This is a genomic window from Enterobacter sp. DN (assembly GCF_046054285.1).
Taxonomy (GTDB): Bacteria; Pseudomonadota; Gammaproteobacteria; order Enterobacterales; family Enterobacteriaceae; genus Enterobacter; species Enterobacter hormaechei_C.
On record NZ_JBJJTG010000006.1, the window covers coordinates 98,571 to 119,268 of the forward strand.

At 57.0% G+C, this 20,698-nt stretch carries 22 protein-coding genes; 16 read left to right on the forward strand and 6 right to left on the reverse strand.

Annotated features, from left to right (window positions below):
• Positions 1–5 precede the first annotated feature (5 nt).
• The 7 genes from agaF to ACJTMZ_RS15540 all read left to right on the forward strand — a co-directional run bounded on the left by agaF (position 6) and on the right by ACJTMZ_RS15540 (position 8,627).
• Positions 6–440, forward strand: coding sequence for a PTS galactosamine/N-acetylgalactosamine transporter subunit IIA (agaF, locus tag ACJTMZ_RS15510; RefSeq protein WP_017382441.1), 435 nt, complete (start codon positions 6–8; stop codon positions 438–440).
• Positions 437–1,570: an N-acetylglucosamine-6-phosphate deacetylase gene (nagA, locus tag ACJTMZ_RS15515; RefSeq protein WP_062938083.1), complete on the forward strand. Its 1,134-nt coding sequence runs from the start codon at positions 437–439 to the stop codon at positions 1,568–1,570. The genes agaF and nagA overlap by 4 nt, the downstream gene beginning before the upstream one ends.
• Positions 1,571–1,816: 246 nt before the next feature.
• On the forward strand, positions 1,817–2,962 hold the full coding sequence (locus ACJTMZ_RS15520; protein ID WP_015571960.1) for an SIS domain-containing protein: 1,146 nt from the start codon (positions 1,817–1,819) through the stop codon (positions 2,960–2,962).
• 12 nt (positions 2,963–2,974) lie between these two features.
• A complete protein-coding gene (kbaY, locus tag ACJTMZ_RS15525; protein WP_032104419.1) occupies positions 2,975–3,847 on the forward strand; it encodes a tagatose-bisphosphate aldolase subunit KbaY in 873 nt (290 codons plus the stop codon).
• 117 nt (positions 3,848–3,964) lie between these two features.
• Positions 3,965–5,536, forward strand: coding sequence for a maltose/glucose-specific PTS transporter subunit IIBC (gene malX, locus ACJTMZ_RS15530; protein WP_017382443.1), 1,572 nt, complete (start codon positions 3,965–3,967; stop codon positions 5,534–5,536).
• Positions 5,537–5,548: 12 nt separating this feature from the next.
• Positions 5,549–6,721, forward strand: a complete 1,173-nt coding sequence (locus tag ACJTMZ_RS15535; protein WP_032672046.1) for a MalY/PatB family protein — start codon at positions 5,549–5,551, stop codon at positions 6,719–6,721.
• 16 nt (positions 6,722–6,737) lie between these two features.
• A complete protein-coding gene (locus ACJTMZ_RS15540) occupies positions 6,738–8,627 on the forward strand; it encodes an enterotoxin (RefSeq protein WP_163278605.1) in 1,890 nt (629 codons plus the stop codon).
• 67 nt (positions 8,628–8,694) lie between these two features.
• On the opposite strand, the gene rsmI is transcribed toward ACJTMZ_RS15540, so the two are convergent.
• Positions 8,695–9,558 (reverse strand): 16S rRNA (cytidine(1402)-2'-O)-methyltransferase, encoded by an 864-nt coding sequence (rsmI, locus tag ACJTMZ_RS15545; protein ID WP_000809144.1) that lies wholly within the window; start codon positions 9,556–9,558, stop codon positions 8,695–8,697.
• A 61-nt stretch (positions 9,559–9,619) separates the two neighbouring features.
• Between rsmI and ACJTMZ_RS15550 the strand changes: the two genes are divergently transcribed.
• From ACJTMZ_RS15550 to dolP, 4 genes are read left to right on the forward strand one after another with little or no spacing between them, the layout of a single operon-like run.
• Entirely contained in the window at positions 9,620–11,758 is a 2,139-nt protein-coding gene (locus tag ACJTMZ_RS15550) for a penicillin-binding protein activator (protein ID WP_045907595.1), read from the forward strand.
• Positions 11,716–12,111: a YraN family protein gene (locus tag ACJTMZ_RS15555; RefSeq protein WP_017382447.1), complete on the forward strand. Its 396-nt coding sequence runs from the start codon at positions 11,716–11,718 to the stop codon at positions 12,109–12,111. Before ACJTMZ_RS15550 ends, ACJTMZ_RS15555 begins: the two co-directional genes overlap by 43 nt.
• 21 nt (positions 12,112–12,132) lie before the next feature.
• Positions 12,133–12,723, forward strand: a complete 591-nt coding sequence (diaA, locus tag ACJTMZ_RS15560) for a DnaA initiator-associating protein DiaA (RefSeq protein ID WP_003861754.1) — start codon at positions 12,133–12,135, stop codon at positions 12,721–12,723.
• A 9-nt stretch (positions 12,724–12,732) separates the two neighbouring features.
• Positions 12,733–13,308 (forward strand): division/outer membrane stress-associated lipid-binding lipoprotein, encoded by a 576-nt coding sequence (gene dolP, locus ACJTMZ_RS15565; RefSeq protein ID WP_006812102.1) that lies wholly within the window; start codon positions 12,733–12,735, stop codon positions 13,306–13,308.
• 49 nt (positions 13,309–13,357) lie between these two features.
• On the opposite strand, the gene ACJTMZ_RS15570 is transcribed toward dolP, so the two are convergent.
• On the reverse strand, positions 13,358–14,395 hold the full coding sequence (locus ACJTMZ_RS15570) for a permease (protein WP_023295492.1): 1,038 nt from the start codon (positions 14,393–14,395) through the stop codon (positions 13,358–13,360).
• Positions 14,396–14,435: 40 nt separating this feature from the next.
• Positions 14,436–15,080, reverse strand: a complete 645-nt coding sequence (locus tag ACJTMZ_RS15575; RefSeq protein ID WP_023295493.1) for an NAD(P)H-binding protein — start codon at positions 15,078–15,080, stop codon at positions 14,436–14,438.
• Positions 15,081–15,208: 128 nt separating this feature from the next.
• Between ACJTMZ_RS15575 and ACJTMZ_RS15580 the strand changes: the two genes are divergently transcribed.
• Positions 15,209–15,727 (forward strand): type 1 glutamine amidotransferase domain-containing protein, encoded by a 519-nt coding sequence (locus tag ACJTMZ_RS15580; RefSeq protein WP_015571965.1) that lies wholly within the window; start codon positions 15,209–15,211, stop codon positions 15,725–15,727.
• On the opposite strand, the gene ACJTMZ_RS15585 is transcribed toward ACJTMZ_RS15580, so the two are convergent.
• The gene (locus ACJTMZ_RS15585; RefSeq protein ID WP_047365703.1) at positions 15,707–16,141 is read right to left on the reverse strand and encodes a YhbP family protein; all 435 of its coding nucleotides are present in this window, start codon (positions 16,139–16,141) and stop codon (positions 15,707–15,709) included. The genes ACJTMZ_RS15580 and ACJTMZ_RS15585 overlap by 21 nt on opposite strands.
• Positions 16,142–16,155: 14 nt before the next feature.
• On the opposite strand from ACJTMZ_RS15585, the gene ACJTMZ_RS15590 reads away from it, so the two are divergent.
• Entirely contained in the window at positions 16,156–16,485 is a 330-nt protein-coding gene (locus ACJTMZ_RS15590) for a GIY-YIG nuclease family protein (protein ID WP_003861768.1), read from the forward strand.
• Here ACJTMZ_RS15590 and ACJTMZ_RS15595 read toward each other — a convergent pair.
• Positions 16,472–16,975, reverse strand: coding sequence for a GNAT family N-acetyltransferase (locus ACJTMZ_RS15595; protein WP_045341648.1), 504 nt, complete (start codon positions 16,973–16,975; stop codon positions 16,472–16,474). The genes ACJTMZ_RS15590 and ACJTMZ_RS15595 overlap by 14 nt on opposite strands.
• Positions 16,969–17,493 (reverse strand): SCP2 domain-containing protein, encoded by a 525-nt coding sequence (locus tag ACJTMZ_RS15600; protein ID WP_003861771.1) that lies wholly within the window; start codon positions 17,491–17,493, stop codon positions 16,969–16,971. The genes ACJTMZ_RS15595 and ACJTMZ_RS15600 overlap by 7 nt, the downstream gene beginning before the upstream one ends.
• 221 nt (positions 17,494–17,714) lie before the next feature.
• Here ACJTMZ_RS15600 and ACJTMZ_RS15605 point away from each other — a divergent pair, with 221 nt between their 5' ends.
• The 3 genes from ACJTMZ_RS15605 (at position 17,715) to ACJTMZ_RS15615 (ending at position 20,682) form a co-directional block, all read left to right on the forward strand.
• Positions 17,715–18,710, forward strand: coding sequence for a peptidase U32 family protein (locus ACJTMZ_RS15605; RefSeq protein WP_003861773.1), 996 nt, complete (start codon positions 17,715–17,717; stop codon positions 18,708–18,710).
• A 7-nt stretch (positions 18,711–18,717) separates the two neighbouring features.
• On the forward strand, positions 18,718–19,596 hold the full coding sequence (locus tag ACJTMZ_RS15610; protein WP_033487754.1) for a U32 family peptidase: 879 nt from the start codon (positions 18,718–18,720) through the stop codon (positions 19,594–19,596).
• 78 nt (positions 19,597–19,674) lie between these two features.
• Entirely contained in the window at positions 19,675–20,682 is a 1,008-nt protein-coding gene (locus tag ACJTMZ_RS15615; protein ID WP_032672051.1) for an LLM class flavin-dependent oxidoreductase, read from the forward strand.
• Positions 20,683–20,698 lie beyond the last annotated feature (16 nt).

The window sequence follows — 20,698 nt, forward strand, 5'->3', positions numbered from 1 at the left end:
TTGCGATGTTAGGCATTATTTTGACGGGTCACGGCGGTTTTGCCAGCGGGCTGGAACAGGCGATGAAGCAAATCCTCGGCGAACAGCCGCAGTTTATCGCCATCGATTTTCCGGAAAGCTCCACCACTGCGCGGCTGACCGCGCAGCTTGAGCAGGCAGTGAATGAACTGGATGCAGAGCACGATATTGTGTTTCTCACCGATCTTCTCGGCGGTACGCCGTTTCGTGTGGCCTCTACCCTCGCGATGCAGCGCCCCGGCAGCGAAGTGATCACCGGCACCAATCTCCAGCTTTTGCTGGAGATGGTTCTGGAGCGCGACGGATTAAGCAGTGAAGCCTTTCGTTTGCAGGCGCTGGAGTGCGGCCATCGCGGCCTGACCAGCCTGGTGGATGAACTTGCACGCTGTCGCGAGGAAGCGCCCGCCGAGGAAGGGATATGAGCCAGCTGCTGCGCGCGCGTCGTCTGCTTACCGGGCAGGGCTGGCTGGATGACCATCAGCTGCGTATGGATAGAGGCGTCATCACCGCCATCGAGCCGATTCCGGCAGGGGTTAATACCCGCGAGGCAGACCTGCTTTGCCCGGCATACATTGATATCCACGTCCACGGCGGCGCGGGTGTGGATGTGATGGATGATGCGCCCGACGTGCTGGACCGGTTAGCCGTGCACAAAGCGCGTGAAGGCGTGGGGGCGTTTCTGCCTACCACCGTCACCGCTCCGCTGGAGGCGATCCATGGTGCGTTACGGCGCATTGCCCGGCGCTGTCATGCCGGTGGCACCGGCGCGCAGATCCTGGGCAGCTATCTGGAAGGCCCGTACTTTACACCGCAGAACAAAGGGGCGCACCCGCCAGAACTGTTTCGCGAACTGGATCTCGCGGAACTTGATGAGCTGATTGCGGTTTCGCAGAACACGCTGCGGGTGGTGGCGCTTGCTCCGGAAAAAGTGGATGCCCTGAAGGCGATCCATCACCTCAAGCAAAAAGGGATACGCGTCATGCTGGGCCACAGCGCCGCTACATACGCGCAAACCCTGGCCGCATTTGATGCAGGCGCAGCCGGGCTGGTGCACTGCTACAACGGCATGACGGGGTTACACCACCGGGAGCCCGGCATGGTTGGCGCCGGGCTTACGGACCCACGCGCGTGGCTGGAGCTTATTGCCGACGGGCATCACGTTCATCCTGGAGCCATGCGGCTATGTTGTTGCTGCGCGAAGGATCGTACGGTGCTGATTACCGATGCCATGCAGGCGGCGGGTATGCCTGATGGGCGCTATACGTTGTGTGGTGAAAATGTCGAGATGCAGGGCGGCGTTGTCCGCACGGCCTCAGGCGGGCTGGCGGGCAGCACGCTCGCGCTGGATGCCGCCGTGCGAAATATGGTGGAGCATACGGGGATCGCCCCAGAAAACGCAATCCATATGGCCTCGCTGCATCCTGCTCGTCTGCTCGGTATGGATCACCTGCTGGGAACGTTAGCGCCAGGCAAACGCGCCAATGTTCTTGCGCTGGATGCGGGTTTACACCTCCGGCAGATCTGGATCCAGGGTCAGGCTCTTTCCCTGTAGCCCCTTCACAGTGTGCCCTGTTGGCCTTACGGAAGACGATCGTAAGGCCTTTCTTTTCCTTTCCTTGATTTTCGCCTTTCCTTTCGCGATCACACTTTTCGTTTTATTTCTTTTTCGCCATTGAACTTTCGATTTCTTTTCTATAAATTTTATTTAACTGCTAAAGTGAACAAGTGAAACGAAACGAAAGATAGCGACACATTTGCCAGCGTCTGATGTGGAATTCACACGACTAAGGACTGAGTTATGCCACAAACCACTATCGCCACCACCGGCACCTGGACCGAAAAAGAGATCCGCCAGCAGCCAGCCAGCTGGCTTCGCTCGCTCAACAATATTGATAATCTGCGCGCGTCGATCGACAGTTTTCTGACGCCACTGTTGCGCAAGCCCGATCTGCGGATCGTTCTGACCGGCGCGGGTACGTCTGCTTTTATCGGCGACATCATTGCGCCATGGCTTGCCAGCCACACGGGGAAAAACATCACCGCGATACCTACGACCGATCTGGTCACCAACCCGATGGATTATTTCAGCCCTTCGCACCCGCTGCTGCTGGTCTCTTTCGCCCGTTCTGGCAATAGCCCGGAGAGCGTCGCCGCCGTTGAGCTGGCGAATCAGTTTGTACCGGAGTGCTACCACCTGTCGATCACCTGTAATGAAGCAGGCAGCCTGTACCAGAATGCCGTCGACAGCGATAACGCCTGCGCTCTGCTCATGCCAGCCGAAACGCACGATCGCGGGTTCGCGATGACAAGCAGCATCACCACCATGATGGCGAGCTGCCTGGCGGTATTCGCACCGGAAACGATCAACAGCAAAACGTTCCGCGACGTGTCCGATCGCTGTCAGGCGATCCTCACATCGCTTGGCGATTTCAGTCCCGGCGTCTTTGGTAACGAACCGTGGAAACGCATTGTTTATCTGGGCAGCGGTGGATTACAGGGCGCCGCACGGGAGTCTGCGCTGAAGGTGCTGGAGCTGACCGCCGGCAAGCTGGCGGCATTCTACGATTCGCCAACAGGTTTCCGTCATGGGCCTAAGTCGCTGGTGGACAACGAAACGCTGGTCGTCGTGTTTGTCTCCAGCCATCCGTATACGCGTCAGTACGATCGGGATCTGCTCGCCGAATTGCGACGCGATCGTCAGGCCATGCGCGTGGTAGCCATTGCAGCCGAAACGGATCCGGTCATTGAAGCTGGCCCGCATATCCTGCTGCCGCCTTCCCGTTCATTTAACGATATGGAGCAGGCGTTCTGCTTCCTGATGTACGCCCAGGTCTTCGCACTGACCCAGTCTCTGCACGTTGGCAATACGCCGGATACGCCATCCGCTAGCGGTACGGTTAACCGTGTGGTCCAGGGCGTCGTTATTCATCCGTGGCAGGCTTAAGAGGACAGGCTCATGAGTATTATTTCTACCAAATATCTTTTGCAGGACGCACAGGCGAAGGGCTATGCCGTTCCGGCCTTTAACATCCATAACGCCGAGACGATCCAGGCGATCCTCGAAGTCTGTAGCGAAATGCGATCGCCGGTAATCCTCGCGGGTACGCCGGGGACGTTTAAACATATTGCGCTGGAAGAGATCTACGCCTTGTGCAGCGCATATTCCCTTACTTATGACATGCCGCTGGCGCTACACCTCGATCACCACGAATCGCTGGACGACATTCGTCGCAAAGTCCATGCCGGCGTACGTAGCGCAATGATCGACGGTAGCCATTACCCCTTCGAACAGAACGTCAAGCTGGTGAAATCGGTCGTCGATTTCTGCCACCTCAACGACTGTAGCGTCGAGGCCGAACTGGGCCGACTGGGCGGAGTGGAAGATGACATGAGCGTCGACGCCGAAAGCGCGTTCCTGACCGACCCGCAGGAAGCAAAACGCTTTGTCGAAATGACAGGCGTGGACAGCCTCGCCGTTGCCATCGGTACCGCGCACGGTCTTTATACCAAACGCCCAAAAATCGACTTCCAGCGGCTGGCCGAGATCCGCGAGGTAGTGACAGTGCCGCTGGTGCTGCACGGTGCGAGTGATGTGCCGGATGAGGATGTGCGCCGCACCATTGAGCTGGGCGTCTGCAAAGTTAACGTCGCAACAGAGCTGAAAATCGCCTTCTCTGACGCAGTCAAAGCCTGGTTTGCCGAGAACCCACAGGGCAACGATCCGCGCTTCTACATGCGCGTCGGCATGGATGCCATGAAAGAGGTGGTCAGAAGCAAAATCACCGTTTGCGGCTCGGCGAACCGGCTGCTGCTTGCGGCTGAAGCCTGAACCCATCGCGCATAACGTTAGTACCTAAAAAAATAACTATAAGCCTCGCAAATATGAAGGCGCGTCCTTAAGCCGGACAGCGCCTTCCATTATCCTAAAAAACCGAGGAGTCCCTACATGACACAGGAAAAGTCGTTTAAATCGAAAGCGTGGGAGTTTTTCCAGAGCCTGGGAAAGACGTTTATGTTCCCGGTCTCACTGTTGGCCTTTATGGGGTTGTTGTTAGGTATCGGTAGTTCTGTCACCAGCCCTTCCACCATCAAAAGTTTTCCCTTTCTGGGCGGCGAGTTAACGCAGCTCACCTTTGGTTTTATCGCCATGGTCGGCGGCTTTGCTTTTACCTATCTGCCGCTGATGTTTGCCATGGCGATCCCGATGGGCCTTGCCAGACGTAATAAAGCGGTTGGCGCTTTTGCCGGATTCGTTGGCTACATGCTGATGAACATGAGCATCAACTACTACCTGACCGCCACCCACCAGCTTGCGGATGCCGCCACCATGAGACAGGTGGGACAATCCATTGTGCTTGGCATTCAAACGCTGGAGATGGGCGTGCTCGGCGGCATTGTGGTAGGGGTGATCACCTACTTCCTGCACGAACGTTTCCAGGACACGGTACTGCACGACGCGTTTGCCTTCTTTAGCGGCATTCGTTTTGTGCCCATCATTACCGCCCTCACCCTGTCGCTGGTCGGCTTGTTTATCCCCCTGCTGTGGGAATATGTGGCAATGGGCATTGCCGGGATTGGTCATATCATCCAGAGCACCAGCGTCTTTGGGCCGTTCCTGTATGGCGTAGGCGTACTGCTGCTCAAACCTTTTGGCCTGCACCACATCCTGCTGGCGATGGTGCGCTTCACCCCGGCGGGCGGCATTGAGATGGTTAACGGCCAGGAAGTGGCCGGTGCGCTGAACATTTTCTACGCCGAGCTGAAAGCTGGCCTGCCGTTTAGCCCGCACGTTACGGCATTTTTATCGCAAGGGTTTATGCCGACATTTATCTTCGGCCTGCCTGCCGTGGCTTACGCTATCTACCGCACCGCGCGCCCGGAAAACCGTCCGGTGATTAAAGGGCTGCTGCTTTCAGGCGTGCTGGTTTCAGTTGTCACGGGTATTTCAGAGCCGATTGAGTTCCTGTTCCTGTTTATTGCCCCTGTGCTTTACGCGTTTCATATCGTTATGTCTGGCCTGGCGCTGATGGTGATGGCGCTGCTCGGCGTCACCATCGGCAACACCGACGGCGGCATTCTGGATCTGCTGATCTTCGGCGTCATGCAGGGGATGTCGACCAAATGGTATCTGCTGTTCCCGGTGGGTATTGCCTGGTTTGCTATCTACTTCTTCGTCTTCCGCTGGTACATCCTCAGGCACGATATTAAAACGCCGGGCCGTGAGGTTGACGCGCAGGGTGCGCTCCAGGCGGTGGAAGCCAATACCCGGGCACGTGGAAAATCGAAATACGATCATGGGCTTATTCTTCGCGCGCTTGGCGGTAAAGAGAATATTGAGTCGCTCGACAACTGCATCACCCGCTTACGTCTGGTGGTAAAAGATATGGGGCTTATCGACCAGCAGGCGCTGAAGGCCGCGGGCGCCTTGTCAGTAGTGGTGCTTGATGCCCACAGCGTTCAGGTGATCATCGGCCCGCAGGTGCAGAGCGTCAAATCCGGCATTGAAGCCTTAATTTAACAGGGGGACGTTGTGTTTGATTTCGACAGAATCATTGAGCGTAAAAGCGATAAATGCCGTAAATGGGATCATGCGTTTGTGTGCTCGCGTTTCGGTGATGTCCCGGAGGGATTTATCCCGCTGTGGATAGCAGATATGGATTTCACCTCGCCACCCGCCGTGATTGAAGGCTTCCAGCGCATCGTGGAGCATGGCACCTTCGGTTACACCTGGTGCTTCGACGAATTCTACGATGCGGTCATCGCCTTCCAGCGCACCCGTCATCAGGTTGAGGTGCATAAGTCATGGATCACCCTGACCTACGGCACCGTTTCCACGCTGCACTATACGGTTCAGGCGTTCTGCAAACCCGGGGACTGCGTGATGATGAATACCCCAGTGTATGACCCGTTTGCGATGGCGACACAGCGACAGGGCGTGCGGGTGCTTGCAAATCCGCTGAGCGTGAAGGAAAACCGCTATCAGCTGGATTTTAATCTGATTGAAGTTCAGCTCAAAACTCACCGTCCAAAACTGTGGTTCTTCTGCTCGCCGCATAACCCTTCGGGCCGAATCTGGCGCGCGGATGAGATACGTCAGGTGTCCGATCTCTGTAAGCGCTACGGCACGATTCTGGTGGTTGATGAGGTTCACGCCGAGCACATTCTGGACGGTACATTCGTCAGTTGTCTGACTTCGGGCTGTGCCGCCCAGGACAACCTGATTGTGCTGACCTCCCCCAATAAAGCCTTCAACCTTGGCGGGCTAAAAACATCCTACTCAATGATTCCAGACGATTCGCTGCGCCAGCGTTTCCGCCAGCAGCTGGAGAAGAACTCCATTACCTCGCCCAATATCTTCGGCGTGTGGGGAATTATTCTGGCTTATCAGCAAGGTCTGCCATGGCTCGACGCGCTGAATGGTTATCTGCGCGGCAATGCCCGCTACCTTGCGGATGCCATCCAGACCCATTTTCCTGCATGGAAGATGATGAACCCGGAGTCGTCGTATCTCGCCTGGATAGACGTCAGTGCGGACGATCGCAGTGCGACGGCGCTAACTCAACATTTCGCAAAACAGGCTGGCGTGGTCATTGAAGATGGCAGCCACTACGTACAAAACGGCGAAAACTACCTGCGTATTAACTTCGGCACCCAGCGCTACTGGCTGGAACAGTCCATCAACCGAATGCTGAAGCATTACTGATAAGGATCTTACCCCGATGAAAAAAATGCTCACTCTCTCGCTGCTGACTCTCTGTGTTTCTCATGGTGCGGCGGCAGCAAACTACGCGCTCAGTAACGACAATATTGCCCTTTCGTTTGATGATGCAAATGCAACGGTAGTGGTAACGGACAGCAAAGCTAACCATCCGCTCACGCCCCAGGAGTTGTTCTTTCTGACGCTACCGGATGAAACAAAAATCCACACCGCTGATTTCAAAATCAGGCACGTCGAAAAGCAGGACAATGCGATAGTCATCGACTTTACGCATCCGGATTTTAACGTAACGGTGAAACTGAACCTGGTGAAGGGAAAATACGCCAGCATCGGCTACACCATCGCCGCCGTCGGGCAGCCCCGGGACGTAGCGAAAATTACCTTCTTCCCGACGAAGAAGCAGTCTCAGGCACCTTACGTTGACGGGGCGATTAACAGCTCGCCAATCGTGGCCGACTCGTTCTTCATCCTGCCAGACAAACCGATTGTGAATACTTACGCTTATGAAGCCACCACGAACCTCAACGTGGAGCTGAAAACGCCAATTCTGCCTGAGACACCGGTTAGTTTTACCACCTGGTTCGGCACTTTCCCGGAAACTAATCAGCTGCGCCGCAGCGTAAACCAGTTTATCGATGCCGTGCGTCCACGGCCTTATAAGCCTTACCTGCACTACAACAGCTGGATGGACATCGGCTTCTTTACCCCTTACTCCGAGCAGGATGTCATTGGGCGGATGGACGAATGGAATAAAGAATTTATTGCCGGACGCGGGGTGGCGCTGGACGCGTTCCTGCTGGACGATGGCTGGGACGATCGCACCGGACGCTGGCTGTTTGGCCCGGCATTCAGCAACGGTTTTGGCAAAGTCAGGGAAAAAGCCGACAGCCTGCATAGCTCGGTTGGGCTGTGGCTTTCTCCGTGGGGCGGATACAACAAGCCGCGCGATATTCGCGTCTCGCATGCAAAAGAGTATGGTTTCGAAACCGTAGACGGCAAGCTGGCGCTGTCAGGGCCGAACTATTTTAAAAACTTTAACGATCAGATCATCAAGCTGATCAAAAACGAGCATATTACCTCGTTCAAGCTCGACGGAATGGGTAACGCCAATTCGCATATCAAGGGCAGCCCATTTGCATCGGATTTTGACGCGTCCATTGCCCTGCTGCACAACATGCGCAGCGCAAATCCGAACCTGTTTATCAACCTGACCACCGGCACCGACGCCAGCCCGTCCTGGCTGTTCTATGCTGATTCAATCTGGCGTCAGGGCGATGATATCAACCTGTACGGCCCCGGCACGCCAGTGCAGCAGTGGATGACCTACCGCGATGCCGAAACCTGGCGATCCATCGTGCGTAAAGGTCCGCTGTTCCCGCTTAACTCACTGATGTACCACGGGATCGTCAGCGCAGAGAACGCTTACTATGGACTCGAGAAAGTGCAAACAGACAGCGATTTTGCCGATCAGGTCTGGAGCTACTTCGCAACCGGAACTCAGCTTCAGGAGCTGTACATTACGCCGTCCATGCTGAATAAGGCGAAGTGGGATACCCTGGCGCAGGCGGCGAAATGGTCGCGTGAGAATGCCAGCGTGCTGGTGGATACTCACTGGATTGGCGGTGACCCAACTTTGCTTGAGGTTTACGGCTGGGCCTCATGGAGTAAAGACAAAGCGATTTTTGGCTTACGCAACCCATCGGATAAGCCGCAACGTTACTTCCTGGATTTAACCAAAGATTTTGAGATCCCGGCAGGAGAGCGTTCGCAGTTTACCCTGAAAGCCGTGTACGGCAGTAATTCGACCGTACCAGAGGAGTATAAAAACGCTGTGGTGATTACGCTGCAACCGCTGGAAACGCTGGTGTTTGAGGCGATGCCGGGGAAATAGTGAGGCTTTGACACGGTGTAGGCCGGGTAAGGCGAAGCCGCCACCCGGCAAAACAGGCGGCAGGGTCTTACTCCCCCTGCTGCTCCAGCGCATATTTATACAGCGCATTTTTCTTCACGCCGTGGATCTCCGCCGCCAGCGCCGCCGCTTTTTTCAGAGGAAGTTCAGCCTGTAGCAGGGCCAGCGTACGCAGCGCATCGGCAGGCAGAGCGTCTTCCTGCGCTTTGTGGCCTTCGACAATCAGCACCATTTCGCCCTTGCGGCGGTTTTCGTCTTCTTTCACCCACGCCAGCAGTTCGCCGACCGGCGCACCGTGAATGGTTTCCCACGTTTTGGTCAGCTCGCGCGCCAGCACCACGTAGCGCCCTTCGCCCCAGACGGTCACCATATCCTCCAGGCTTTCCAGCAGACGGTGAGTGGATTCGTAGAAGATCAACGTACGCGGTTCGGCTTCCAGATCCTTTAATACATCGCGGCGACCTTTGGATTTAGCTGGCAGGAAACCTTCGTAGCAGAAACGATCGGACGGCAGACCCGCAGCGCTTAACGCCGCAATCGCCGCGCACGGCCCCGGCAGCGGCACAACGCGGATGCCAGCTTCCCGGCAGGTGCGTACCAGATGGTAGCCCGGATCGTTGATCAGCGGCGTTCCCGCATCGGAGACCAGCGCGATGTTCTGCCCTTCTTTAAGCTTCGCCACCAGCGTTTCGGCTTTTTGTTGCTCATTGTGATCGTGCAGGGCAAACAAACGGGCGTTGATGGCAAAGTGTTGTAACAGTAAACCGGTATGACGGGTGTCTTCAGCCGCAATTAAATCAACAGCTTGCAATACGGTGAGCGCACGTTGGGTAATATCAGACAAATTCCCGATAGGAGTAGGTACAATATAAAGCTGGCCTTGAGAATTATCTGCCGTTTCGTGTTGTTTCATTGTTTCGTCCGTATTGCCGATTTAATATTGAGCATTGCGTAAAAAAATCACTGGATACAGTATGGTACCGTTAACGTTTCTTCGAAAAAAAGCCGCGCACAGCGTGCCCCTCCTGCTGGCAGCCCTGATCTTTACCGGCTGCGGCACCCAGGCACCTGACCAGAGCACTGCTCATATGCAGGGATCCGCTCAGGCTGATTCTGGCTTTTATCTGCAACAAATGTCGCAGAGTACAAATGATACCAGGATCAACTGGCAATTACTCGCCATTCGTGCACTGCTGAAAGAAGGGAAAACCCAGCAGGCCGCCGAGCTGTTCAGCCAGCTGCCGCAGGATCTTAACGACACTCAGCGCCATGAGCAGACGCTGCTGTCGGCAGAACTGAAGGTCGCGCAAAAAGATTACGACGGCGCGAAGAAGATCCTCGGCACCATCGATCTCAGCACGCTGGATAAAAACCAGCAGGCCCGTTTCTGGCAGGCCGGTATCACCGCTGAGCAGGGTCGCCCTTCCCTGACGCTACTCCGCGCGCTGATTGCCCAGGAGCCTCTGCTCGCGGGTGCAGACAAGCAAAAAAATATTGACGCAACCTGGCAGGCGCTCGCCTCCATGACCCAGGATCAGGCCAAGGCGCTGGTAATCAACGCCGATGAAAATGTCCTGCAAGGCTGGCTGGATCTGCAACAGATGTGGTTCAACAACCGCAGCGATCCGAACATGCTGAAAGCCGGCATTACCGACTGGCAAAAGCGTTACCCGCAAAACCCGGGAGCGAAAATGCTGCCAACGCAGCTGGTGAACGTGCAAAACTTTAAGCCCGCCTCCACCAGCAAAATCGCCCTGCTGCTGCCGTTAAACGGTCAGGCTGCGGTGTTTGGTCGCGCCATTCAGCAAGGTTTTGAAGCCGCGAAAAACGGCACCACCGCCGTCAGCGGCAGCGCGGTTCCGGCGCAGGCTGCACAGGCGGCGAATGTGAATGACGTTGTCAGCCCGTCCGCCGCCGAAACCAGCGACCTGACCACCGCGCAAACCCCTGCGCAGGGCACCATGCAGAATCCGGTTACCGCCCCAACGACGCAGCCTGCTACCCCAGAGCCTGCGGCAACACAGGCCCCGGCTGAAACACCGGCGCCCGCGACGGCAGAACAACCTCAGCCGCAAACCGCGCAGCCGGAACAGCAGCCAGCAACCCAGCCGCAGGCTGTGGCCACCACCAGCGCTAATCCTGGTGCAGAGTTGAAAATCTACGACACCAGCGCCCAGCCGCTTGACCAGGTGCTGGCGCAGGTTCAGCAGGACGGGGCCAGCATCGTTGTCGGCCCGCTGTTGAAAAACAACGTGGAAGCGCTGATGAAGAGCAACACCACGCTGAACGTGCTGGCGCTTAACCAGCCTGAGCAGGTTCAGAACCGCGCCAATATCTGTTACTTCGCCCTCTCTCCGGAGGATGAAGCCCGCGATGCGGCCCGCCATATTCACGAGCAGGGCAAGCAGGCGCCGCTGCTGCTGATCCCACGCAGCACGCTGGGCGATCGCGTTGCCAACGCGTTTGCGCAAGAGTGGCAGACCCTTGGCGGTGGCGTGGTGTTGCAGCAGAAATTTGGCTCAGCTTCCGAACTGAGAGCGGGCGTGAACGGCGGGGCAGGTATTGCCCTCAACGGTAGCCCGGTATCCGCCAGCCTGCCGCAGCAGCAGAGCGTCACCATCGGCGGTCTGACGATCCCGGCACCACCTACCGACGCGCAAATCAGCGGCGGCGGTAAAGTGGATTCGGCGTACATCGTCGCTACGCCGGAAGAGATCGCCTTTATCAAACCGATGATCGCCATGCGTAACGGCAGCCAGAGCGGTGCAACGCTCTACGCCAGCTCACGCAGCGCACAGGGTACCGCAGGCCCGGATTTCCGTCTGGAAATGGAAGGACTGCAATACAGCGAGATCCCCATGCTGGCAGGCAGCAACCCGCAGTTGATGCAGCAGGCGCTGGGCGCGGTGCGCAATGACTATTCCCTGGCGCGTCTGTACGCGATGGGCGTCGATGCCTGGGCGCTGGCAAACCACTTCACCCAGATGCGTCAGGTACCGGGCTTCGAGCTTAACGGGAATACCGGCGATCTGACCGCCGATCAGGATTGTGTGATTAACAGGAAGTTATCATGGCTCAAATACCAGCAGGGGCAGATTGTCCCGGCCAGTTAAGCCGTAAACAGACCGGCGACGCGTGGGAGTTAAAGGCGCGTCGCTGGCTTGAAGGCAAAGGACTGCGCTTTGTCGCCGCCAACGTTCGCGGGCGCGGCGGCGAGATTGACCTGATCATGAAAGACGGTCAGACCATCGTGTTTGTTGAAGTTCGCTTCCGACAGTCGTCCCGTTTTGGCGGTGCTGCCGCCAGCGTGACGCTCGCCAAACAACAAAAATTATTACAGACTGCCCACTTGTGGCTTGCCCGCCATAATGGGAGTTTTGATACTGTGGATTGCCGTTTCGATGTGGTAGCCTTCACCGGAAATGCGATCGACTGGCTTAAAAACGCGTTTGGCGAAGACGCATAAATAAGATTTTAAAGGGATACCGTGCTCGAACGAATTAAAGTGTGCTTCACAGAAAGCATTCAAACGCAGATTGCCGCGGCGGAAGCCCTTCCGGACGCGATCTCGCGTGCAGCGATGACGCTGGTTCAGTCGCTGCTCAACGGCAACAAAATCCTCTGTTGTGGCAATGGCACGTCCGCCGCCAACGCACAGCATTTTGCTGCCAGCATGATCAATCGCTTCGAAACCGAGCGCCCGAGTTTACCTGCCATTGCACTAAACACCGATAACGTGGTCTTAACTGCGATTGCCAACGATCGTCTGCATGACGAAATCTACGCCAAGCAGGTGCGCGCCTTAGGCCATGCCGGAGACGTGCTGCTGGCGATCTCCACGCGCGGTAACAGCCGGGATATCGTTAAAGCGGTTGAAGCGGCAGTGACCCGGGATATGACGATTGTCGCCCTGACCGGTTACGACGGCGGAGAGCTGGCCGGCCTGCTGGGGCCGCAGGATGTGGAGATCCGCATTCCTTCGCACCGTAGCGCCCGCATCCAGGAGATGCATATGCTCACGGTGAACTGCTTATGCGATCTGATCGATAACACGCTTTTCCCTCACCAGGATGATTAAGGAGTTCTCATGAAGGTTTTATCGGCCCTTGCAGTCGTGATGTCTGCATTACTGCTTCAGGGATGCATCGCTGCCGCTGTAGTCGGCACCGCAGCGGTCGGCACCAAAGCAGCGACCGATCCGCGCACCGTTGGGACGCAGGTGGATGACGGTACGCTTGAGCTGCGCGTAAACAGTGCGCTGTCGAAAGACGAGCAGATCAAGAAGGAAGCACGCATCAACGTGACGGCTTATCAGGGCAAAGTGCTGCTGGCAGGCCAGGCGCCAAATCCTGAACTCGCCTCGCGCGCCAAACAGATTGCGATGGGTGTGGAAGGCACGGCGGAAGTGTTTAACGAGATCCGCCAGGGCCAGCCGATTGGTCTCGGCACCGCGTCATCTGATACCTGGATCACCACCAAAGTGCGTTCCCAGCTGCTGGGTACCGACCAGGTGAAATCCTCAAACGTGAAAGTGACCACGGAGAACGGCGAAGTGTTCCTGCTGGGTCTGGTGACGGAACGTGAAGGGAAAGCGGCGGCGGATATCGCCAGCCGGGTGAGCGGCGTGAAACACGTCACCACCGCCTTTACTTACATTAAGTAATTACCACCTGACTACAGGCCCGGTAAGCGCTAGCGCCACCGGGCTTTTTTCACACAAGCGCCATACTCCCCACAATCACTCCGCTCAACGCCACCAGCCCCGCAGTCAGCCACAGCGCTTTCGCCGGGAATGACTTACGCAGCATGATAAGCGACGGCAGGCTCACCGCCGGCAGCGTGATGAGCAGCGCCAGCGCCGGTGCGGTCCCCATACCAGCCATCATCATGGTCTGAATAATCGGGATCTCCGCCGCGGTTGGGATCACGAACAGGCACCCGGCCACCGCCATCGCAATCACCCACATCAGCGTGTTGTCGATAGCGCCATCCGCATGCGGGAACAGCCAGACGCGCGCCGCCCCCAGCACCAGTACGGCCAGGATATAGACCGGAATGGTGCTCCAGAAAAGCTGCCACAGCGCTTTGCCCCAGCGAGCAAAGAAACTGCCCTGCGGCTCGCTGACGTCCAGCTCAACGGAGGCAGGCCCGGCCTCGTTGTCTTTCACCAGGTGCTGCACCAGCGTAGCGACAAGCACCACCGTCAGCAGGCCAGCCGCCAGACGGATAAACGCGAAATGCCAGCCGAGAACGAAGCCCATAAACACCAGCGTTGCCGGGTTCAGCAGGGGGTTACCCATCCAGAAGGCAAGCGCGCCGCCCATCGACACACGCTGTCGGCGCATACCCGCCGCCACCGGTGCGGCGCAGCAGGAGCACATCATGCCCGGCAGGGAGAAAATCGTCCCCAGTAGCGTGCCCTGCAAGCGCGGCTGTCCCAGGGTTTTCACCAGCCAGTTACGCGGGATAAGTACCTGAATCAGCGAGCCCAGCAATACGCCCAATACCGCCGCTTTCCAGACGGCAAGAAAATAGACCATGGCGTAATCCCACGCCGCGCGTAGCGGGCTGGAATCGGCCTGCGCCAGAATCGATTTACCGATGCTGTGGGTGTCGGCGGCGGTGAAGGCTTTACCGTAGTACGGCTGCCATTTCACATACCAGAGGCCAATGATGACCACGAGAAAGAAGAGTGCGGGCTTCCACCACTGAACAGGTGTTGCCGCCTGAGATGAAGACTGACCAGTCATACCATTCCCCGGAAGGTGTTATTTAATAAGCCGGGGAAGTTTACGCCTCGCCCTGCGCGATTTCACGCAGTTTTGCCGAAGGGATAATATTAACCCCCTCCTGCGACGGAGCCAGCGCCTCTTTTAGCATCGCCAGCGCGACATCCCGCGCCTCGATGGACTTCCAGTTACCCGGCAGAATGCGAAACAGCGGAGCGAAAATAGACTCGTTAAAACGACGTTCGTCACGGTGCCCCATCAGCATGGAAGGCCGCGCGATGGTCAGGCGCTCCCATTTCTGCGCGATTAACGCCTCTTCCATTTTGCCCTTCACCTGGTTGTAAAAAAACGGCGAGCCTGCGTTCGCGCCGTGCGCGCTGACCACCAGGAAATGTTTTGCGCCCAGCTTTTTCGCCGTCAGGGCGGTATCCACCACCAGTGTGTAATCCGCATGGACAAAAGCTTCTTTACTGCCCGCTTCCCGTCGGGTGGTGCCAAGGCAGCAAAAGGCGATATCAATGGGATCCTGCACTTGCGCCAGCGCGTCGGTGAGCTGTGGATCGTGCGGGTTATAGACGCCGGTGATATCCAACAGCGGGCGACGCGTCGGGGCGGCGATATAATTGATATGCCGATCCTGGATCAGCAGCCGCAGCAGATGTCCACCCACCAGCCCGGTTGCGCCGGTAATCAGTACCTGACTCATCTTATCCCCTTTACAGAATTGTCCGTTTGCGTTCTGGGCCTGCTCTACCACACTTAAAAGTCTGTTACCGGTAAGTATTTACCACAAACGGGAAAAAAACAGTCTGAAGCGAAAACAACGGAGGAAGCATGGGTAAAAAAATCGCAGTCTTGATTACCGACGAGTTTGAAGATTCAGAATTTACGTCGCCAGCAGAGGCATTCCGCAAGGCGGGCCACGAGGTGGTCACCATCGAGAAAGAAGCGGGTAAAACCGTGAAGGGCCATAAGGGCGAAGCCAGCGTGACCATTGACGAATCCATTGATAACGTCAGCCCGTCGGATTTCGACGCCCTGCTGTTACCGGGCGGTCATTCACCGGATTCCCTGCGCGGAGACGAGCGTTTCGTCACCTTTACCCGTGACTTCGTCGGCACCGGTAAACCGGTATTTGCCATTTGCCACGGTCCGCAGCTGCTGATCAGCGCCGAGGTGGTACGCGGGCGTAAGCTCACCGCGGTGAAGCCGATCGTTATCGATCTGAAAAACGCGGGAGCCGAGTTCTACGATCAGGAAGTGGTGAACGATAACGATCAGCTGATCACCAGCCGTACACCGGACGATCTGCCAGCGTTTAACCGTGAAGCGCTACGCCTGCTCGGCGCGTAACCAGTGCAGCTTCTTGCCAAAGCCCAGGGTGTTGTCGGTAAATTTCAGCTCATCAAGGCGGATTTCCCACACCGGGGCTTTTAGCGCCGCGGCCACCGGGAAGCGGCGCGTATAGCGTTTACGTTGCGCGTCGCTCTCCTCACCTTCCAGGCGACGAATTTCGCCTTTAAACTGGACCCCGCGGATCAGCGCAACGGTTTTAGGCTGACCGTTTACCGTGCCCGCCACTTTTGCCCGCTGGCCCGTCATCTGCGCATGCCGCGTTTTATCTTCGCTCATCACGTAAAAGGCCACGCGCCCGGGATCGTAGTAATAAAAGGCATTTGCGCACCACATCTCCTCGTCTTTACAGACGCACCAGGTCACGACATGCTGCTTTGCCAGCCAGCGGTTAATGGCGGCCAGTGTTTCCATTTTCGCTCTCTCTCATGCTATGGTGCGTTCACCTTAACATACTGAATCTGTTTACCGTGTGCTGGTTTCTCTATCTTGTCCGAACCGCTGATAACGCACTCTACACCGGGATCACGACCGATGTGGCACGGCGTTTTTTACAACATCAAACGGGGAAAGGGGCGAAGGCGCTGCGGGGGAAAGGTGAACTTCAGTTAGCGTTTTCAGCCGCCGTGGGCGACAGATCCCTGGCGCTCAGGCTGGAATACCGCATCAAGCAGCTGACGAAGCGCCAGAAAGAGCGTCTCGTCAACGGGGACGGCTCTTTCGAGGCGCTACGCGAAAGCCTGCTTAAAAACGATTGAAATGATCGTGGTACTCCACCAGACCGGTAACGCCGTCGAGCGCATCATCCGCCAGAGGATGCACCAGGAAAGATGTTTCCGTGCCCGGCCAGTGGCAGCGCAGATCGTGTTTAGCCGCTGGCTCAAAACCTAAACGTTCATAGAACGCCGGATCGCCCAGAACGACGACAGCGGCATAGCCAAATTCATTCAGGGAATCCAGCCCTTCATAGACCAGCTGGCGCGCCAGGCCCTGGCCACGGTAGTTTTCATCCACCGCCAGCGGCGCCATGCCGACCCACTGCAACTCTTCGCCCTGCACAATCACCGGGCTGAAGGCCACGTAGCCGACCACCTGCCCTTCATCGTCGGTGGCAACCAGGCCCAGCGTAATCAGGCCATCTTCGCGAAGATCGTGAACCAGTTGGGCTTCGGCGTCGCCTGCAAAAGAGCGGCGTAACAACGCATCGATACCCGGCGCATCAATCCCAATTTCGACTCGAATCAGCATGGCTCACCTACTGAAGTGTGTTTACTGTCCGGCGGGGTTTTTAGCCCGGCCTCAACGAAATCTGCCATTTGCATCAACATCATACGCAGCGCTTTCGGCATCTGCTCCAGCTCAATGGCATCCATTAAATTTTTGACGTACAGACCGAGCTCCGTGTCGCCTTCAATCACCAGACGACGCTGGAAGAAGAGGGTGTCCGGATCCTGTTTGCGCGCGGCGATCATCAGCAGATCGCTGGCATCCGCGCTAAAGCTGACATCCGCCTCGGCGGTTTCACGGACGATCAGCCGATCGTTCTCAACGGAAGTAAACCAGCGCAACCCGATATCGCGCACTTCAATCTTTAACCAGCGGCCTTCCAGAAACTCCAGCTCACCGTCCTGTAGCGCCTGGCGGAACTGCCAGCTCAGTACCTGTTCCAGCACCTGGCGTTTAAGCGCGAACGGTGCCAGTTTTACCGGCACGCTCAGCATTGATGGACCAAATTGTACGAGACGTGAACGCAGTTTATCCAGCACGAGCTTTACTCCCTGATAGCTATAGTCCTGCTATTTTGCCATATCCCGACAAGAAGATAGCGGCGTAAATCAACAAACCGTTGTCCGGTATACCTCATTATTGGTGCCATCAATACGCCATTAGCTGCCTTAAATCAAAAATTGTCGCGTATGGGTTAATTAAAATCCCAGCTCGTTAACATTTTTTACGATCCCTGCGATCGACAACATCGGGATAAATTATGGAGCTGCTCTGCCCTGCCGGAAACCTTCCGGCGCTTAAGGCGGCCATCGAAAATGGGGCCGATGCGGTCTATATCGGGCTGAAAGATGATACCAACGCCCGCCATTTTGCGGGTCTTAACTTTACGGAGAAAAAGCTTCAGGAAGCCGTTAACTTCGTTCACCAGCACCGGCGCAAACTGCACATCGCCATCAATACTTTTGCCCATCCTGATGGCTATGCCCGCTGGCAACGCGCCGTGGATATGGCGGCCCAACTGGGCGCAGATGCGCTGATCCTGGCTGACCTCGCCATGCTTGAGTATGCGGCAGAACGTTATCCGCATATTGAGCGCCACGTCTCTGTTCAGGCATCGGCCACCAATGAAGAGGCCGTGCGTTTTTATCATCGACACTTTGACGTGGCTCGCGTGGTGCTGCCGCGCGTGCTTTCTATTCATCAGGTTAAGCAACTGGCGCGCGTCACGCCAGTGCCGCTGGAGGTTTTTGCCTTCGGCAGCCTGTGCATCATGGCCGAAGGCCGCTGCTATCTTTCTTCCTATCTCACCGGGGAATCGCCAAATACCGTCGGCGCCTGCTCGCCTGCCCGCTTCGTTCGCTGGCAGCAAACACCGCAGGGACTGGAGTCACGCCTGAATGACGTGTTAATTGACCGCTATCAGGACGGTGAAAACGCGGGGTATCCGACACTGTGTAAGGGCCGCTATCTGGTGGACGGCGAGCGCTACCACGCGCTGGAGGAGCCCACCAGCCTCAACACGCTGGAATTGCTGCCGGAACTGCTGGCCGCCAATATTGCCTCGGTGAAAATCGAAGGCCGCCAGCGCAGCCCGGCCTACGTGAGCCAGGTGGCGAAGGTGTGGCGTCAGGCCATCGACCGCTGCATGGCGGACCCGCAAAACTATGCTCCACAAGCGGCCTGGATGGAGACGCTCGGCGCGATGTCTGAAGGCACCCAAACTACGCTCGGCGCGTACCACCGTAAATGGCAGTGAGATAATCATGAAATATTCATTAGGGCCGGTGCTTTACTACTGGCCAAAAGAGACGCTGGAAGATTTTTACCAGCAGGCGGCTAACAGCAGCGCCGATGTGATTTACCTCGGCGAAGCGGTGTGCAGCAAGCGCCGCGCCACCAAAGTGGGCGACTGGCTGGATATAGCGAAAAACCTGGCCGGCAGCGGCAAGCAGGTGGTGCTCTCGACGCTGGCGCTGGTGCAGGCGTCCTCTGAACTGGGCGAGCTGAAGCGCTACGTCGAAAACGGTGAGTTCCTGCTGGAGGCGAGCGACCTGGGCGTGGTAAACCTGTGTGCCGAGCGTAAGCTGCCGTTTGTCGCCGGACATGCGCTGAACTGCTATAACGCGGTGACCCTGCGCCTGTTGCTCAAACAGGGGATGACCCGCTGGTGCATGCCGGTTGAGCTCTCCCGCGACTGGCTGGCCAACCTGCTCACACAGTGCGAAGAGCTGGGCATTCGCAACAAGTTTGAAGTGGAGGTTCTGAGCTACGGCCATCTGCCGCTGGCCTACTCTGCCCGCTGCTTCACCGCACGTTCCGAAGATCGCCCGAAAGACGAGTGCGAAACCTGCTGCATTAAGTACCCGAACGGCCGCAGTATGCTGTCGCAGGAGAACCAGCAGGTGTTTGTCCTCAACGGCATTCAGACCATGAGCGGTTACGTCTATAACCTCGGCAACGAACTGGCGTCAATGCACGGGCTGGTGGATATGGTGCGTCTTTCGCCGCTTGATACCGGCGTTTTCGCGATGCTGGACGCCTTCCGCGCCAACGAAAACGGCGCCTCACCGCTGCCGTTGACGGCAAACAGCGACTGCAACGGTTACTGGAGACGTCTCGCCGGGCTGGAATTGCAGGCGTAAAAAAGGCTCACTTTGTTAACAACGGTTATCATTTTTTAATGCAGTATTAAAGATTGACCGTCGACAAAGTGAGCTGTTATGACTGACAAAACCATTCCGTTTTCGGTGCTGGATCTGGCGCCGATCCCACAAGGCTCCTCGGCCAGAGAAGCCTTCACGCACTCTCTCGATCTTGCTCAGCTTGCCGAAAAGCGCGGCTATCACCGCTACTGGCTGGCGGAGCACCACAATATGGTGGGCATCGCCAGCGCCGCCACCTCGGTGCTGATTGGCTATCTGGCGGCGAATACCACCACTCTGCACCTGGGCTCCGGCGGTGTGATGCTGCCGAACCACGCCCCGCTGGTGATTGCCGAGCAGTTCGGGACGCTGAATACCCTTTATCCGGGCCGTATTGATCTAGGGCTTGGCCGCGCGCCGGGCAGCGACCAGCCGACCATGCGCGCCCTGCGTCGCCATATGAGCGGCGATATCGATAACTTCCCGCGCGATGTGGCCGAGCTGGTGGACTGGTTTGACGCGCGGGATCCGAACCCGCACGTGCGTCCTGTGCCGGGGTACGGGGAAAAGATCCCGGTATGGCTGTTAGGCTCAAGCCTGTACAGCGCACAGCTCGCCGCTCAACTGGGGCTGCCGTTCGCGTTCGCTTCCCACTTCGCACCGGATATGCTGCATCAGGCACTGCATCTTTATCGTACGCACTTCCAACCGTCTGAACGTCTGGAGAAGCCGTATGCGATGGTGTGTATCAATATCATTGCCGCCGACAGCAACCGCGACGCGGAATTCCTGTTTACCTCTATGCAGCAGGCGTTTGTGAAGCTGCGTCGCGGTGAGACGGGCCAGCTTCCACCGCCGGTAGAGAATATGCATCAGCTGTGGTCGGCCTCCGAGCAGTATGGCGTGCAGCAGGCTCTGAGTATGTCGCTGGTGGGTGATAAGGCGAAAGTGCGTCACGGGCTGGAGGCGGTGCTGCGTGAAACCCAGGCGGATGAGATTATGGTTAACGGCCAGATTTTCGATCACCAGGCGCGTCTGCATTCGTTTGATTTGGCGATGCAGGTGAAAGAGGAGTTGGTGGGGTAGTTTTTTGCTTTGCCCG

Coding starts and splice junctions, on each gene's coding strand:
- agaF (WP_017382441.1), top strand. CDS start 6: ATGTTAGGCATTATTTTGACGGGTCACGGCGGTTTTGCCAGCGGGCTG.
- nagA (WP_062938083.1), top strand. CDS start 437: ATGAGCCAGCTGCTGCGCGCGCGTCGTCTGCTTACCGGGCAGGGCTGG.
- ACJTMZ_RS15520 (WP_015571960.1), top strand. CDS start 1,817: ATGCCACAAACCACTATCGCCACCACCGGCACCTGGACCGAAAAAGAG.
- kbaY (WP_032104419.1), top strand. CDS start 2,975: ATGAGTATTATTTCTACCAAATATCTTTTGCAGGACGCACAGGCGAAG.
- malX (WP_017382443.1), top strand. CDS start 3,965: ATGACACAGGAAAAGTCGTTTAAATCGAAAGCGTGGGAGTTTTTCCAG.
- ACJTMZ_RS15540 (WP_163278605.1), top strand. CDS start 6,738: ATGAAAAAAATGCTCACTCTCTCGCTGCTGACTCTCTGTGTTTCTCAT.
- rsmI (WP_000809144.1), bottom strand. CDS start 9,558: ATGAAACAACACGAAACGGCAGATAATTCTCAAGGCCAGCTTTATATT.
- ACJTMZ_RS15550 (WP_045907595.1), top strand. CDS start 9,620: ATGGTACCGTTAACGTTTCTTCGAAAAAAAGCCGCGCACAGCGTGCCC.
- ACJTMZ_RS15555 (WP_017382447.1), top strand. CDS start 11,716: ATGGCTCAAATACCAGCAGGGGCAGATTGTCCCGGCCAGTTAAGCCGT.
- dolP (WP_006812102.1), top strand. CDS start 12,733: ATGAAGGTTTTATCGGCCCTTGCAGTCGTGATGTCTGCATTACTGCTT.
- ACJTMZ_RS15570 (WP_023295492.1), bottom strand. CDS start 14,395: ATGACTGGTCAGTCTTCATCTCAGGCGGCAACACCTGTTCAGTGGTGG.
- ACJTMZ_RS15575 (WP_023295493.1), bottom strand. CDS start 15,080: ATGAGTCAGGTACTGATTACCGGCGCAACCGGGCTGGTGGGTGGACAT.
- ACJTMZ_RS15580 (WP_015571965.1), top strand. CDS start 15,209: ATGGGTAAAAAAATCGCAGTCTTGATTACCGACGAGTTTGAAGATTCA.
- ACJTMZ_RS15585 (WP_047365703.1), bottom strand. CDS start 16,141: ATGGAAACACTGGCCGCCATTAACCGCTGGCTGGCAAAGCAGCATGTC.
- ACJTMZ_RS15590 (WP_003861768.1), top strand. CDS start 16,156: ATGCTATGGTGCGTTCACCTTAACATACTGAATCTGTTTACCGTGTGC.
- ACJTMZ_RS15595 (WP_045341648.1), bottom strand. CDS start 16,975: ATGCTGATTCGAGTCGAAATTGGGATTGATGCGCCGGGTATCGATGCG.
- ACJTMZ_RS15605 (WP_003861773.1), top strand. CDS start 17,715: ATGGAGCTGCTCTGCCCTGCCGGAAACCTTCCGGCGCTTAAGGCGGCC.
- ACJTMZ_RS15610 (WP_033487754.1), top strand. CDS start 18,718: ATGAAATATTCATTAGGGCCGGTGCTTTACTACTGGCCAAAAGAGACG.
- ACJTMZ_RS15615 (WP_032672051.1), top strand. CDS start 19,675: ATGACTGACAAAACCATTCCGTTTTCGGTGCTGGATCTGGCGCCGATC.